The sequence below is a fragment of the Lederbergia lenta NBRC 16444 genome, from assembly GCF_001591545.1.
Lineage (GTDB): Bacteria > Bacillota > Bacilli > Bacillales > Bacillaceae_C > Lederbergia > Lederbergia lenta.
Map to the genome: position 1 here is coordinate 1,486,593 of NZ_BCVC01000001.1, position 14,653 is coordinate 1,501,245.

Genomic DNA, 14,653 nt, shown 5'->3' on the forward strand with positions numbered 1-14,653 from the left:
CTTTCTCCATATATTCCGTTATGTTCTGTAACTAGCATTTATTCGCACATAATCATACGTCAAATCGCAACCCCAAGCTTTTCCTGTACCGGAACCACAGTTTAAATGTATATTAATAATAACTTTATCATTATTTAAATACTTAGTTAGTTCTGTTTCTACATAATTAGTAGGCTCGCTGTGTAATAATAATGTATGAGCTCCCAAAGCTATATCGATTTTATTTGGGTCGAGCTTTACTCCACTTTTACCAACAGCCATCATCACTCTGCCCCAGTTAGGATCAGATCCGAAGACCATCGTTTTAACAAGATCGGAACCTACAACTGATTTAGCAACCATCCCTGCTTCCTCATCTGTATAAGCGCCAGTTACTTGTACTTCAATTAGCTTTGTTGCACCTTCTCCGTCTCTCGCAATCATGACAGCTAAATCTTCACACACTTGCTTTAATAAGTGGATAAAGTTTTCCCATTCATGATGCTCTGGAGTAAGTGAATCATTTCCAGCCATCCCGCTAGCCATTACTAGTACCATATCGTTTGTTGATGTATCGCCGTCGACTGTAATACGATTGAACGTTTCATCTGTGATTTCTTTTAATGCGGTTCGCAAATATTCATTTGCAATATTGGCATCTGTTGTCACAAACCCTAGCATTGTAGCCATATTTGGTGCAATCATTCCTGATCCTTTAGCAGAACCGGCCATCGTCACTGTAACACCATCTATTTCTACTTCATAACAAGTGGATTTCATCATTGTGTCAGTCGTCAAAATGGATTCGTTAAAAGACAATGCTGCTTCCGAACTTTTTTCTGGGACAAGTTGGGATATGCCAGGAGTAATTTTATCCATTGGCATATTTTCACCAATAATACCTGTAGATGCCACTGCAACATAATTATTTTTAATCGAAAAATGCTTTGCGACCGTATCTCTCATTGTGTATGCATCAAGCATTCCTTGACTACCTGTACAAGCATTCGCATTACCGCTATTAATCACCACTGCTTGGATTTTCCCTTCCGAGGAAATACTCTCTTTCGTGACTGTTAAGGGAGCTGCAATAATTTGATTTAGCGTGTATACTGCTGCTGCTTCAGCAGGTACGTCACAAAGTATGACACCTAAGTCTTTACGTTTACGCTTCACCTTTGTATGAATGCCTGCTGCAGTAAAGCCAATTGGTGAAATGATGCTACCTTCTTTATTTTTTATTAACTTTTGTTTATATTCCAATTGCATATTTTTCACTCCTTTAAAATTAAGGATATATAGGACTAAATGATAATCCAGTAGTTTCTTCAAACCCTAACAATATATTAGCATTTTGAATCGCTTGGCCTGCTGCACCCTTCATCAAATTATCGATCACGGAAACAATTGTGACCCTACCCGTTCGTTTATCGATACTTAATCCAATGTCGCAATAGTTAGACCCGGCTACTTCTTTTGTTGCTGGAAATTTTCCTGGATCTCTCAATCTTACAAAAGCTTCATTTTCATAAAACTCGCGATATAACTGGAATAATTGATCTTCTGACAATGTTTCGTTTAAGGATACATAAATTGTTGCCATAATCCCCCTTGTCATTGGAACAAGATGTGTGTGGAATGTAATAGGTGAAGTAAAGCCCCATTGTTGTAGCATTTGCTCTATTTCAGGTATATGTTGATGTTGATTCACTTTATAAATCTTTAAATTTTCATTTAATTCATTATAGATGGTATCAAAATTAGCAGCTTGCCCTGCACCAGAAACACCAGATTTCGCATCAATAATGATAGAATCCTCTTTTATTAGCTGTGCTTTTGCTAGGGGAGCAAGCCCGAGTAATGAAGCAGTGGGATAACAGCCGGGATTAGAAATAAATTTAGTATCCTTTAAGACTTTGCGGTTTAATTCGGGAATACAATATACCGCTTGATCCACCCACTCTTTTGGCGCTGCTTTTTTCTTGTACCAATTTTCATATTCATCAGACTTCTCAAGGCGGAAATCTCCTGATAAATCGACCACAGTACAACCAGCTTCCAAAAGTTGTGGAGCTAGGGTAGATGCAATACCAGTTGGAACTGCTAAAAATACAATATCCGTTTGTTGTGCCATTTTACTAGGATTGATTTCTTCCAACTTAAGTGGAAAATTCGTTTGTAGATGTGGATAATGTTCCGTGATGTTTTCTCCATTTTTGCTAGAACTATATATGGACGTAACCTTAATATATGGATGTGTATGCAAAATCCGAAGCAGTTCAGCTCCACCATAACCTGTTGCACCAACAACTCCTGCTTTCATTACATTCACTCCTGTTTTTTATTAATCAGTTTTTCGAAAAAATACATTTAAATACGTAATGTTGCATAATTAAGGTGAAATATGTGATGTTTTCTATTATACGTTGAATAAAAATAAATTCAACAGTATATTTATAATTTTTTCAAAAAAAAGAAAGCCCTTTTTAAAAACAAGGGCTTTCGTATAAAAAGCTGTGAATATCTCTATTTTAATCTACTCTACATTTCTTCTTAACAGTACTGCTTCACCACTGACCGTTTCATCAAAAACAAATGATCCATTTGAATAGCGATCAGTAAATCTAAAGGAGCTAGGAGAAATTTGTTCTTCCTTTCCTTTTGTCGTCACTATTGTAAAATTCACTTCATTATCAATCACTTTCATCCCGATCACTCTATGTGGATTTTTCTTTAACTCTCTAAGCATGACAACACCACGTTTATTGCGAGTTCCTTTTTCGAACTCGGACATTTTCATTTTTTTGACTGCTCCACGTTGCGTGGCAATAAAAATAGCTGCATTTTCGCTAGACGCAAAGACTTCCCCGTTCACAACATAGTCATCATCTTTTAAATTGATTCCTTTTACACCTGCTGCTCTTACGCCGACAAGACCAATTTCTTCTTCCGGAAACCATAAACCATATCCTGTATGTGTTGCAAGAAATATATCTAGGTTTCCATCTGTCAAGTGTACGTCGACTAATGTATCATTTTTTCGTAAATTAACTGCGACAAGTGGACGCGAGTAGCGTTGCACTTTATATAATGAAAGTTCGGTTTTTTTGATCATACCTTGTTTCGTAATAAATAACAGATTAGCATTTTGTTCGAAATCAGTAATCGGGAGGGCTTTAATCACTTCTTCATCACTAGCAATAGGAAGTAAACTAGCAATATGCTGACCTAAATCCTTCCAGCGAATTTCAGGGAGCTCATGTACAGGGAAATACAAGAAGTTCCCTTTATTCGTGAATAACAGGAGGGTATTCGTTGTATTTATTTCTGTTTGAAGTAGCAATTGATCCGATTCTTTCATTGCTAAATCCTGTCCATTTGAGGCTGAGAACGATCTTATACTTGTCCGCTTAATATAGCCTTCTTTCGTAACTGTTACAATCACATCTTCACTTGGGATCATTACTTCAAGATTGATCTTAATCTCTGAGATTTTATCTTCAATGATTGTACGACGTTCATCATTATACTTTTTCTTTACTACCTTTAATTCTTTTTTGATGAGACCGAATAATTTGCTTTCGCTTTCTAAAATAGCTGTCAAAGTAGCAATTGTTTGAGCAAGTTCATCTGCCTCTGCTTGCAAAGCAGTAATATCTGTATTCGTTAATCGATAAAGCTGTAAAGATACAATTGCTTCTGCTTGCGCTTCTGTAAATTGAAATGCTTGGATTAGATTATCTTTTGCATTACGTTTATCTTTCGAAGCACGTATAGTCGCAATGACTTCATCCAAGATAGAGAGAGCTTTCATTAAACCTTCAACGATATGCTGTCTTTCTATCGCTTTTTCCAAATCATAGCGTGAGCGATTCGTAACAATTTCTTTTTGATGAGCGATGTATGCATCAAGAAGATCCATTAATCCCATTAGCTTCGGTCTTTTATTTTCAATGGCCACCATATTGAAATTATAGGTTACTTGTAAATCACTATTTTTAAATAAATAGTTAAGAATGCTTTCTGTATCGGCTTCTTTCTTTAATTCAACAACGATACGCATTCCTGTTCTATCTGTTTCATCTCTTACTTCAGCGATACTTTCCAGCTTACGGTCTAATCTAAATTCATCTATTCGCTTTACAAGATTTGCTTTATTTACGTCATATGGTATTTCCGTAATAACAATTTGCTGTCGACCGCCGCGCATTGTCTCTATTTCAGTCTTACCCCTGACTACCATTCTTCCTTTACCTGTTTCATACGCTTTTTTAATACCGTCTACTCCCTGTATGATTCCGCCCGTAGGAAAATCAGGTCCTTTTATGACAGTCATAATTTTATCCACCGTACAATTAGGATGGTCAATTCGCATCATTACTGCATCAATTACTTCGCCAATTTGGTGAGGAGGTATATCGGTAGCATAACCGGCTGATATACCTGTCGATCCATTTACAAGTAAGTTGGGAAATCTTGCAGGTAGGACTGTAGGTTCAGATGAGGTGTCATCAAAATTTGGAATGAAGTCAACAGTATTTTTTTCAATATCACGTAATAATTCAGAAGCGACTTGCGATAGTCTCGCTTCTGTATATCTCATCGCCGCTGGGGGATCTCCATCTACACTCCCGTTATTACCATGCATTTCAACGAGCATTTTTCGTCCTTTCCACGACTGACTCATTCTTACCATCGCATCATAGACCGATGTATCACCATGAGGATGATAATTTCCGATTACATTTCCGACGGTTTTTGCTGATTTTCTAAATCCTTTTTCAGCCGTATTACCTTCTGTATGCATCGCAAATAAAATCCTACGTTGAACAGGCTTTAAACCGTCTCTCGCATCTGGTAAAGCACGTTCTTGAATAATATATTTACTATAGCGACCAAAGCGATCACTAATGACATCTTCAAGCGGTAAATCTTGAAAAATTTCTTGTTCGCTCATAAGAACTTATTTCCTCCCCTCGGTGATCAAATGTTCATTCTCTAATATACTTTGATCCTCTTCCATACCAAATTGAACATTGCCTTCAATCCATTTTCTTCGTGGTTCTACTTTATCACCCATTAATGTAGTTACCCTTTTTTCCGCTCGTGCAGAATCATCAATTAATACTCGAATAAGCGTTCTTGTCTCAGGATTCATCGTTGTTTCCCATAGCTGATCTGCATTCATCTCACCAAGACCTTTATAACGTTGGAGCATGTAGCCTTTACCAACTTTTTTTGTCACACCATCTAATTCATCATCTGTCCAAGCATATTCAATCACTTCTTTTTTTCCACTTCCCTTACTCACTTTATACAGGGGTGGCAAAGCAATGAATATTTTACCTGCTTCAAGTAATGGCTTCATATAGCGGTAAAAGAAGGTAAGTAATAGAACTTGAATGTGAGCTCCATCCGTATCCGCATCAGTCATAATGACAATCTTGTCATAATTTATATCTTCAATGGAAAAATCAGTTCCAACTCCTGCACCTATCGTGTGAATAATTGTATTGATTTCTTCGTTTTTGAAAATATCTTGAAGCTTTGCCTTTTCCGTATTGATGACCTTACCTCTTAGTGGCAGGACAGCTTGAAAACGGCGATCGCGTCCTTGTTTTGCTGATCCTCCCGCTGAATCACCTTCCACTAAATACAATTCATTTTTTTCTGGATTTCTTGATTGTGCAGGTGTCAGTTTCCCAGACAAAAGTGCATCTGACTTCCTTCGGTTTTTCCCACTTCTTGCTGCTTCTCGAGCTTTCCGGGCTGCTTCTCGAGCTTGCGATGCCTTAACCGCTTTTTTTACAAGCAATGTGCTGACAGCATGGTTTTCAGCTAAAAAATATGCCAAATGCTCTGATACTACAGTGTCAACAGCTGAACGGGCTTCACTTGTCCCTAGCTTTCCTTTCGTTTGCCCTTCAAATTGAAGCATTTTTTCAGGAATTCTTACGGATACAATTGCGGCAAGTCCCTCTCTTATATCTGAACCTTCAAGGTTTTTATCCTTTTCTTTTAATAATCCAGTTCTGCGTGCATGTTCATTAAAGATTCTAGTCATCGCTGTTCTGGCGCCTATCTCATGCGTACCGCCATCTTTCGTGCGCACATTATTAACAAAAGAAAGCATATTTTCCGAATAACCATCATTAAATTGGAAAGCAAATTCAACCTCAATTTCATTCGTTTTTCCTTCCAATGAGGCTACAGGGTGTAACACATCTTTTTCCCCGTTTAAATATTCTACGAATGCTTCAATACCATTTTCATAGCAAAAAACTTCTTGCACATCATTTCGTAGATCATTCAATTCAATTTTTAATCCTTTTAACAGAAAAGCAGATTCCCGTAAACGCTCACTTAAGGAATCATAATTATAAACTAATGCACTAAAAATGGTAGGGTCTGGTTTAAAATGAATTTTTGTACCTGTTTGCTTTGTCTTGCCGATCTTTTCAAGTGTTGTTTTCGGTTTCCCGCCGTTATGAAACTTTTGCTCATAAATAAAACCATTTTTTTTAACGGTAACTGTTAACCATTCCGATAATGCATTAACAACCGAAGCACCAACACCATGTAATCCACCGCTCGTTTTATAGCCACCTTGGCCAAACTTTCCACCAGCATGTAAAACAGTCAAAATAACTTCAGTAGTTGGTTTTCCAGATGCATGCATTCCTGTAGGCATACCTCTTCCACTATCTTCTACACTTATACTATTATCTTTGTGAATGCTAATTATAATTTCATCGCCATGTCCAGCTAGCGCTTCATCAACGGAATTATCGACAATTTCATAAACAAGGTGATGTAGACCTCTTGAATCTGTTGAACCAATATACATCCCTGGTCGTTTTCTAACCGCGTCTAATCCTTCTAAAATTTGGATGGATTCATCATTATACTCAAATTCTATTTTATTTTCTGTCACTCATATTCCCCTTTCAACAAGAGGCATAGCGCCCCGGCAAACAAACGTTCGTTCGTATGATTATATCATAAGTATATTATACATGTATTATCTATTTTATATCTCAGACGCTAGTTTTGGCAAATCGACATTTTTCTATTACTCTCTAGAATAAATAATGGGCAAAAAAAAGCAAACGCAGCGTAGCGCTTGCCTTTTTTGTTATTTTGTTAAAGCATGTTCCACTTTGATACAGCGATCCATAATGACGGTGTAGCCTTTTTCTTTTAAAAATTCGTAAGCTTCCTCATTTTCCACTCCAAGTTGTGCCCAAAATACATCGGCATTAATTTCTGCAAATTCCTTGGCAATTTCGGGTAAAAATTCAGAACGTCTAAATACATTCACGATATCAATATGGCCTTCTATATCTTTCAATGATGCTACAGCCTTTACTCCAAATACTTCAGATACTTGTGGATTAACAGGTATGATCTCGTAACCGACATTTTTCATCGCTTCTGAAACGGAATAAGAAGTACGATCCGGGTTATTACTTAAACCGACAACAGCAATTCTCTTTGCTTTTTTTAATATTTGACCAATTTCTTTACGGTCCGGATTGACAATCGACATAAAAAAACTACCTCCTATAGACTTCCTTTGTCTCCCTATCGTAAAACAGGATGAAGTTTGTTGCAACTAATGGTAATTATTATTTTGAAACTTAGATAAAAATATTTTTTCTTTTACAGAATCTTCATGGTACAATCAATGAACAGGATTCACGCAAAGGAGTTAAAGATATGTTATATGCACTTATATTTATATTAGCTTATTTATTGGGGTCAATACCATCTGGGTTAATTGTTGGCAAGTTATTTTACGGAAAAGATATTAGAGAACATGGAAGTGGCAATCTTGGCGCTACGAATACTTTTAGAACATTAGGTATGAAAGCTGGAATAGCTGTTACTCTCGCGGACATACTGAAAGGAACTTTAGCCACATGTCTACCATTCCTATTCGGCTTTGATATACATGAGCTTCACCCTCTACTAGTCGGTATATTTGCAGTGATAGGTCATATGTTCCCTATTTTCGCTGGCTTTAGGGGTGGAAAAGCAGTAGCAACGTCTGCTGGCATTTTGCTTGGCTTTGCACCTGTTTTGTTTTTAGTAGTTATCGGTGTATTCTTTATTAGTCTAAAATTATCTAAATATGTATCATTATCGTCGATCATCGCAGGAATTTCTGCTTTTATTTATAGTCTCATATTTGGTGATTGGCCGTTAATAGCTGTTGTATCGGCTTTAGCCTTTTTCGTTATCTACCGACACCGAGCTAATATACAGCGAATTAGAAATAAAACTGAACCCAAAGTGCATTGGATTTAATCATATAAACGGCACATCAAGTTGACTAACCCCCCACCTTATTTCCTTAGGCGGAGAACTAGATGGGGGGTGTTAGTCCGTCGCATTCCAATTTATAAATACAAAGTTTAAAAATATTTAACAGAAAAGAATGAGTACTTATGAAATTGTCTAAATTACATTATGGAATAGTTGTTACCGTTATTCTGTTGGCTTCCATTGCAGCTATATTATTTTTTCAAAAGAAACAAATTCCCCAATCACAAAGTTCAATTTCTATACACCAAAACAAATTACTGAATGTTGTGACGAAAAGTTTTTATTCGGAAGCAACCATTGCTGGAATTGGCGATATTTTAATTCATGATACTGTGTATGAAGATGCAAAGACAGATACTGGTTATGATTTTACTCCAGCTCTTTTGCCCGTTCAGTCATTACTTCAAAAACCTGATTTTCTTATTGCAAATCAAGAATCTATCCCTGGAGGAACTGAAATCGGGATATCCACGTATCCCTCATTTAATAGCCCACAGGAAATCATTGATGCTTTAATGAAAGCTGGCGTCGATATGGTGACGACCGCCAACAATCATTCTCTTGATAGAGGAGAGCGTGCCATTCTAAGTGCGATTGATTATTATGAAAAGAAAAATCTACCTTACACTGGAACATTTAAAAGCCCAGATGATAAAGCCAATATACGTATCGTTACTGTAAACGGTATCCGAATAGCCGTTCTTGCGTACGCGACTCATTTTAACGGGATAAACATTCCCGAAGGAAAGGACTATCTTGTTAGTGTACTCGATCCAAAGCAAGTCCACGCTGATATGGAAAAAGCGAAATCAAAATCCGACCTAATTGTATTGGCATTACACTGGGGAGATGAATATATACGACAACCAAATGATATCCAAAAAGAGCTAGCATCAGAGTTTATACAGGGAGGAGCCGATATCATATTGGGACATCATCCTCATGTGTTGCAACCGATGGAATGGATTGAAAAGCCTGACGGAAAACAGGGATTAGTCATTTACTCCCTAGGTAATTTTTTATCTGGGCAAATAAGGGACTATAAAGATATTGGCGGGATGATAGAGATCAAGATAAAGAAGGAACTGAATGGTGGCGACACAACAACTACCATTCAGGAAGCAAAGCTTCACCCAACTTTTACATCAAGTACTAATAATAAAAATTACCGTGTGTATCCATTGGATGAAGCAAATAATAAAGGATTGACTACTCATAGTTATCAAGAAATAAATGAATTCTTTCATGTACCAAAATAATCAATTAGGCTGGGCCGAATAATTACGGCCCAGCCTTTATATTTGTTAGAAAAACGATGGAACACTAGGTTTATGGATAACTTTAAAAAAGGATTTACTCGTTTTTGTTTATATTATTTATATTCATATGATGGGCCATCTGTCTTTTCATCATAATCTACGAACAGATCATATTTATCGAAATACCATGTATCTCTTTCCTCAACAAAATAAATGACTCCATCCTGCTCGTGACTTACACCCACCTCCATTGGCTCTTCCTTATTGACTCCTAAGGAAAACCCTTCTTGGATTGGACTAGAGCCTCCATACCGTACATAAAAACGAACAAAATCACCTTTTTTCAACAACATTTCATCCTTAAACCATTCTAAAGCTTTATCTGTTAATGTGATATTCATTTTCTCACAGCTCCTTTGTTTTTCTATCTAGGTTGTGTTTTTAGAGAAGATAAAGACTCCAATTGCTTAATCAGACCTTCTTTAGTTAGGATTTCTACTTGTTTTTCTCCAAGTAAATCGAAATGGGAGTAACCATCTTGACGATCATGAATCCATTCACGTTTTAATCCATGTTTTTGTCCCCATGCTATAAGCTTTTGCTGATCTTTGCAGCCTACTTTTGTTACTGTGTTTACACCTGGAAAACGTTCATCAATCCAGTAATGGGTTAAAAAGGAAATTCCCCCTTGATCAATCGCATTCTTCCATTCTGTTAATTCTTTTCGTGATATTCCAAAAGCCATCTGACTAATCCTTTTCGTTTGATTGTGTTATTATTTTTTTAGCTTTTTCATACGCTTCATGCCATCTAGGATGTGTTTTTCTAAGTGATACAGGACGGAAACTGTCTTTTTTCACGCAGACATGTTTTGTATAGCCATTGACAGCCAACTTGCCTTCGCCAGTAAAGACTTCATAGCCATATGTAACCCTTAATCCATCGTAATTTTCTATCCAAGTTTTTATCGTTATAGTATCACCGTATTTTGCTGGATAATTATATGTAACATGCACATCAATCACTGGGGCTAGTATGCCATCCTTTTCCATTTCAGCATAATTAAAACCCAGTTCTTCAATTAGCTTCGTTCGGCCAATTTCCATCCACACTAAATAATTTGCATGGTAGACAATTCCCATTTGATCTGTTTCCGCATACCGTACTTCTATTTTAGCTTCAGTAATTAACATTGTTCTGCCGCCTTATCTCTCTAAATTATCTTCATCTTAACATTTATTGGTTGTCTTCAGAAAGGAAAAGACCTTGAACTACAATTTACCCTTTATTGCTTAGTAAAAAACAAAAAGTCGGCTTCAGCCGACTCTTTATTATTGATATTTATTATTTTCCGCTTCTGCTTCATCTTTCATTTCTGCTTGCATACTCTCAATACTAGCTTGACGTCTTTTATTCTTAGCCTTGACTTGCTGTATATCTTCGCCATCTGAGAATTGAATCGTCTCTTCAGCCTCTTCCATATTTTCTATTGTATTTTGCACCATTTCCTGTAGCTTTTCTACATTATCGCTACGATCATCTGGTTTTGGTTTATTATGTTCCATTTTCGTCATCCTCTCTGATGGTAGTCTATGTTGTAGTTATTCACCTTTTGTCTGGATCACGATCGGTTCATTGTCTGTTTTATTGGCCATTTGTTTCCCTTTATTGCTTTTTGAGGCATATTCCTTCTCCCCAAGATGGTCTGGAGTAAAGTTTTGTTGGCTTTTTTTCGGATTACTCACTTTTCATCCCTCCTTCTATAACATTATTACCCGGAAAGAGGGATTTATGAAAAAATATTAGGCATTACGTGTGCGCTTTTCTTCAAGTTTGTCTTCAATTTTTTCCAGTGCTTCTGCATCATTTAAAAGTGCTTGTCTATTTTCTTGAACTAAATCAGTAAATGATTTTTTTCCAGGTCTTCTCATCAGTATTCCTCCTTATTATTGTCCTACTTATAGTATTGGCATAAACTTATACAATTAAACCAAATTTTCTAACTTTTTAATGTTTAATATGTGAATCCAATTGCATGTGGAATATTGCCTAATTCAGCAGGCAACTACCGGCTTACTTCATGTTTCATTCTTCCTTCGATAAGTCATCCTCGGCTTTTCTCTTAGGCTTCACAGTTTTCCCTTTATCTCTTTTCTCGACTAAATATGATATGTTCTGTGGCAACTGCGAGGCACTCGCAACTAGCGGGCTCAGTTTGTATGTTGCTAAACGGATACTTTTGCTTTTCTATAAAAAAACACTTTACTGCAATATGCAGCAAAGTGTCCCTTTTAATTAATCGACAAGCTTTCCACGTAAAACCATTGGCAAAATTCCGCCATTACGATAATAGTCGATTTCTACATCTGAGTCGAAACGAACTAGTACTTCGAACTCTTTTTTATTACCATCTTCGTCAGTTGCAGTAACTTTTACGATATCACGAGGTTTGATCGTTTCATCAATGTGTACATTTAATACTTCTTTGCCAGTCAATCCAAGCACATCGGCATTTTCGCCTTTTTTGAATTGTAATGGAAGAACACCCATCAATGCAAGATTCGAACGGTGAATCCGCTCAAAGCTTTCTGCAATAACCGTTTTAATGCCTAACAAAGTTGTACCTTTTGCTGCCCAGTCACGTGAAGAGCCCATTCCATAATCTTTACCTGCAAGTACTACTAGATCCGTATTATCTTCTTTATAGCGCATGCAAGTATCATAAATTGAACTTACTTCTCCAGTTGGCCAGTACGTAGAAAAACCACCTTCAGTACCAGGAGCAATCTGGTTACGAATTCGAATATTGGCGAATGTTCCACGCATCATTACTTCATGATTTCCTCGACGAGAACCATATGAGTTAAAGTCACGTGGCTGTACGCCATTTTCTAGTAAATATTTCCCGGCTGGTGTATCCTTACCAATCGCACCTGCTGGAGAAATATGGTCTGTTGTAACTGAATCGCCAAACTTACCAACAATACGTAATCCTGATAAAGGTTTAACTGTATCAAGTTCCGTTGATAAATTTTCGAAAAATGGCGGGTTTTGAATATATGTTGAATCATTATCCCAAGTATATAATGGTTCATTACTCGTTTTAATATCATTCCAACGTTTATTATCATCAAATACATGCTCATATTCTTTTCTAAACAACTCAGGTGTAACAGTTTTAGAAACAACTTCTACAATTTCTTCTTTAGTAGGCCAAATATCTTTCATAAATACATCATTACCATCTTGGTCCTTACCAAGTGGTTCATTATTTAAGTCAATATCCACTGTTCCAGCTAGTGCATATGCTACAACTAATGGAGGAGATGCAAGATAATTTCCTCTTACTAGTGGATGGATTCTTCCTTCGAAATTTCGGTTACCTGAAAGAATGGATGTAACGAGTAAATCACTCTTCGTAATAGCTGCTTCTATTTCTTCTTTTAATGGACCAGAGTTCCCTATACATGTTGTACAGCCATATCCAACTAGATCAAAGCCAAGTTTAGATAAATATTGCATCAAGCCTGAGTCGCGTAAATAACCAGTAACAACTTTTGAGCCTGGTGCTAAAGATGTTTTCACATACTTAGGAACTTCAAGACCTTTTTCGACTGCTTTTTGAGCCAATAATCCAGCACCCAACATTACGTATGGATTAGAAGTATTTGTACAGCTAGTAATTGCTGCAATAGCTAAAGCTCCAGTTTTCATCGTTGCTTCGTCACCATTATTAAATTTAACCGTTACTTCTTTTGTAATTTCAGCAGGCTCTAGTCCAAAACCTTGGTTCCCTACAGGTGCTTGCATCGCTTCTTTGAAAGACTTTTGCATCTGTGATAGTGGAATTAAGTCTTGAGGACGTTTTGGTCCTGATAAATTGGCTTCAATTTCAGATAGGTTAATTTCAACGATATCTTTATAAACAGGATCTTCTTTATCTGTTGTAAAGAACATATCGTTTTCTTTTAGGTATACTTCTACTAACTTAATTTGCTCTTCACTACGACCTGTCAATCGCAAATAATTCAATGCTTCATCATCGACAGGGAAAAATCCACATGTTGCTCCATATTCAGGGGCCATGTTAGCAATCGTTGCTCTATCTGCAAGTGGTAAACTCGCAACACCCTCACCATAGAACTCAACGAATTTGCCTACAACGCCATGCGCACGTAGCACTTGTGTTACTTTTAAAGCTAAGTCAGTTGCTGTAGCAGCATTTGGTAGTTCTCCAGTTAGTTTCACACCAACCACTTCTGGGATTGGAAAATAAGATGGCTGTCCAAGCATACCAGCTTCCGCTTCAATTCCACCAACACCCCAGCCCAATACACCAATTCCATTAATCATCGTTGTATGGGAATCTGTTCCAACAAGTGTATCTGGATACGCTTCATAATCACCTGATGGTGTCTCAATCGCATGTACAACGTTCGCCAAGTATTCTAAGTTTACTTGGTGGACGATTCCTGTAGCAGGAGGTACAGCACGATAATTATCGAATGCTTTTTGTGCCCAACTCAAAAATTGGTAACGCTCCGCATTTCGTTCAAATTCATAATCCATATTAATTTGCAATGCAGATGGCGTGCCGTACGTGTCTACTTGTACAGAGTGGTCAATAACGAGATCCACCGGAATCTCAGGATTAATTTTCTCTGCATTTCCACCTAGATCTGCCATCGCTTTTCTAAGGGAAGCAAGATCTACTACAGCAGGAACCCCAGTGAAATCTTGCAGAATAACACGAGATGGTTTAAATGGAACTTCTCCATCTACCACTTCGTCTGTAGCCCATTTGGCTAGATTTTCAACATGTTCTTTTGTAATAACGCGTCCGTCCATTTGACGTAGGACTGATTCCAGTAATACTTTAATTGAATAAGGCAAGTTTGAAACTTTCGCCACACCAGCTTCTTCCAAAGCTGCCAAGCGATAATAATGATAACGTTTACCGCTGACATCAAAAGAAGTCCGTGCATTAAAAACATCTGTTTTAGATTGTGTCATGCCAATCCCCCTCTTTTACTCTTCATAACTATTCATTTTGATTAGACAAATCAATCAATCTCACAATTCATTTT

General features: G+C 37.1%; 14 protein-coding genes. 2 read left to right on the forward strand and 12 right to left on the reverse strand.

Annotated elements, in window-relative coordinates; translation table 11 throughout:
* Positions 1–18 precede the first annotated feature (18 nt).
* From argJ to BLE01S_RS07015, 5 genes are all read right to left on the reverse strand, one after another.
* Positions 19–1,248 (reverse strand): bifunctional glutamate N-acetyltransferase/amino-acid acetyltransferase ArgJ, encoded by a 1,230-nt coding sequence (gene argJ / locus BLE01S_RS06995; RefSeq protein ID WP_066138927.1) that lies wholly within the window; start codon positions 1,246–1,248, stop codon positions 19–21.
* A 19-nt stretch (positions 1,249–1,267) separates the two neighbouring features.
* Positions 1,268–2,302, reverse strand: coding sequence for an N-acetyl-gamma-glutamyl-phosphate reductase (gene argC, locus BLE01S_RS07000; RefSeq protein ID WP_066138929.1), 1,035 nt, complete (start codon positions 2,300–2,302; stop codon positions 1,268–1,270).
* Positions 2,303–2,515: 213 nt separating this feature from the next.
* Entirely contained in the window at positions 2,516–4,936 is a 2,421-nt protein-coding gene (gene parC / locus BLE01S_RS07005; protein WP_066138932.1) for a DNA topoisomerase IV subunit A, read from the reverse strand.
* 6 nt (positions 4,937–4,942) lie between these two features.
* A complete protein-coding gene (parE, locus tag BLE01S_RS07010; protein ID WP_066138935.1) occupies positions 4,943–6,913 on the reverse strand; it encodes a DNA topoisomerase IV subunit B in 1,971 nt (656 codons plus the stop codon).
* Between the two features lie 201 nt (positions 6,914–7,114).
* Positions 7,115–7,528, reverse strand: a complete 414-nt coding sequence (locus BLE01S_RS07015; RefSeq protein ID WP_066138938.1) for a CoA-binding protein — start codon at positions 7,526–7,528, stop codon at positions 7,115–7,117.
* Positions 7,529–7,698: 170 nt separating this feature from the next.
* Between BLE01S_RS07015 and plsY the strand changes: the two genes are divergently transcribed.
* Positions 7,699–8,289 (forward strand): glycerol-3-phosphate 1-O-acyltransferase PlsY, encoded by a 591-nt coding sequence (gene plsY / locus BLE01S_RS07020; RefSeq protein ID WP_066138941.1) that lies wholly within the window; start codon positions 7,699–7,701, stop codon positions 8,287–8,289.
* A gap of 140 nt (positions 8,290–8,429) precedes the next feature.
* Positions 8,430–9,566 carry a CapA family protein gene (locus tag BLE01S_RS07025; protein ID WP_066138944.1) on the forward strand — a complete coding sequence of 379 codons (1,137 nt, stop codon included), beginning with the start codon at positions 8,430–8,432 and terminating at the stop codon, positions 9,564–9,566.
* A 113-nt stretch (positions 9,567–9,679) separates the two neighbouring features.
* Here the strand turns inward: BLE01S_RS07025 and BLE01S_RS07030 are convergent, their stop codons facing one another.
* The 7 genes from BLE01S_RS07030 to acnA all read right to left on the reverse strand — a co-directional run bounded on the left by BLE01S_RS07030 (position 9,680) and on the right by acnA (position 14,579).
* Positions 9,680–9,967, reverse strand: a complete 288-nt coding sequence (locus BLE01S_RS07030) for a HesB/YadR/YfhF family protein (RefSeq protein ID WP_066138947.1) — start codon at positions 9,965–9,967, stop codon at positions 9,680–9,682.
* Positions 9,968–9,990: 23 nt separating this feature from the next.
* Positions 9,991–10,311: a hypothetical protein gene (locus BLE01S_RS07035; RefSeq protein WP_066138950.1), complete on the reverse strand. Its 321-nt coding sequence runs from the start codon at positions 10,309–10,311 to the stop codon at positions 9,991–9,993.
* A gap of 4 nt (positions 10,312–10,315) precedes the next feature.
* Positions 10,316–10,759, reverse strand: coding sequence for an acyl-CoA thioesterase (locus tag BLE01S_RS07040; protein WP_066138953.1), 444 nt, complete (start codon positions 10,757–10,759; stop codon positions 10,316–10,318).
* A 138-nt stretch (positions 10,760–10,897) separates the two neighbouring features.
* Positions 10,898–11,131, reverse strand: a complete 234-nt coding sequence (gene tlp / locus BLE01S_RS07045; protein ID WP_082788608.1) for a small acid-soluble spore protein Tlp — start codon at positions 11,129–11,131, stop codon at positions 10,898–10,900.
* A gap of 36 nt (positions 11,132–11,167) precedes the next feature.
* A complete protein-coding gene (locus tag BLE01S_RS07050; RefSeq protein WP_066138959.1) occupies positions 11,168–11,311 on the reverse strand; it encodes an acid-soluble spore protein N in 144 nt (47 codons plus the stop codon).
* A gap of 57 nt (positions 11,312–11,368) precedes the next feature.
* Positions 11,369–11,497, reverse strand: coding sequence for an FbpB family small basic protein (locus tag BLE01S_RS07055; protein ID WP_066138962.1), 129 nt, complete (start codon positions 11,495–11,497; stop codon positions 11,369–11,371).
* A gap of 364 nt (positions 11,498–11,861) precedes the next feature.
* Positions 11,862–14,579, reverse strand: a complete 2,718-nt coding sequence (gene acnA / locus BLE01S_RS07060) for an aconitate hydratase AcnA (protein ID WP_066138965.1) — start codon at positions 14,577–14,579, stop codon at positions 11,862–11,864.
* Between the last annotated feature and the right edge of the window lie 74 nt (positions 14,580–14,653).

Coding starts and splice junctions, on each gene's coding strand:
- argJ (WP_066138927.1), bottom strand. CDS start 1,248: ATGCAATTGGAATATAAACAAAAGTTAATAAAAAATAAAGAAGGTAGC.
- argC (WP_066138929.1), bottom strand. CDS start 2,302: ATGAAAGCAGGAGTTGTTGGTGCAACAGGTTATGGTGGAGCTGAACTG.
- parC (WP_066138932.1), bottom strand. CDS start 4,936: ATGAGCGAACAAGAAATTTTTCAAGATTTACCGCTTGAAGATGTCATT.
- BLE01S_RS07015 (WP_066138938.1), bottom strand. CDS start 7,528: ATGTCGATTGTCAATCCGGACCGTAAAGAAATTGGTCAAATATTAAAA.
- plsY (WP_066138941.1), top strand. CDS start 7,699: ATGTTATATGCACTTATATTTATATTAGCTTATTTATTGGGGTCAATA.
- BLE01S_RS07025 (WP_066138944.1), top strand. CDS start 8,430: ATGAAATTGTCTAAATTACATTATGGAATAGTTGTTACCGTTATTCTG.
- BLE01S_RS07030 (WP_066138947.1), bottom strand. CDS start 9,967: ATGAATATCACATTAACAGATAAAGCTTTAGAATGGTTTAAGGATGAA.
- BLE01S_RS07035 (WP_066138950.1), bottom strand. CDS start 10,311: ATGGCTTTTGGAATATCACGAAAAGAATTAACAGAATGGAAGAATGCG.
- BLE01S_RS07040 (WP_066138953.1), bottom strand. CDS start 10,759: ATGTTAATTACTGAAGCTAAAATAGAAGTACGGTATGCGGAAACAGAT.
- tlp (WP_082788608.1), bottom strand. CDS start 11,131: ATGGAACATAATAAACCAAAACCAGATGATCGTAGCGATAATGTAGAA.
- BLE01S_RS07055 (WP_066138962.1), bottom strand. CDS start 11,497: ATGAGAAGACCTGGAAAAAAATCATTTACTGATTTAGTTCAAGAAAAT.
- acnA (WP_066138965.1), bottom strand. CDS start 14,579: ATGACACAATCTAAAACAGATGTTTTTAATGCACGGACTTCTTTTGAT.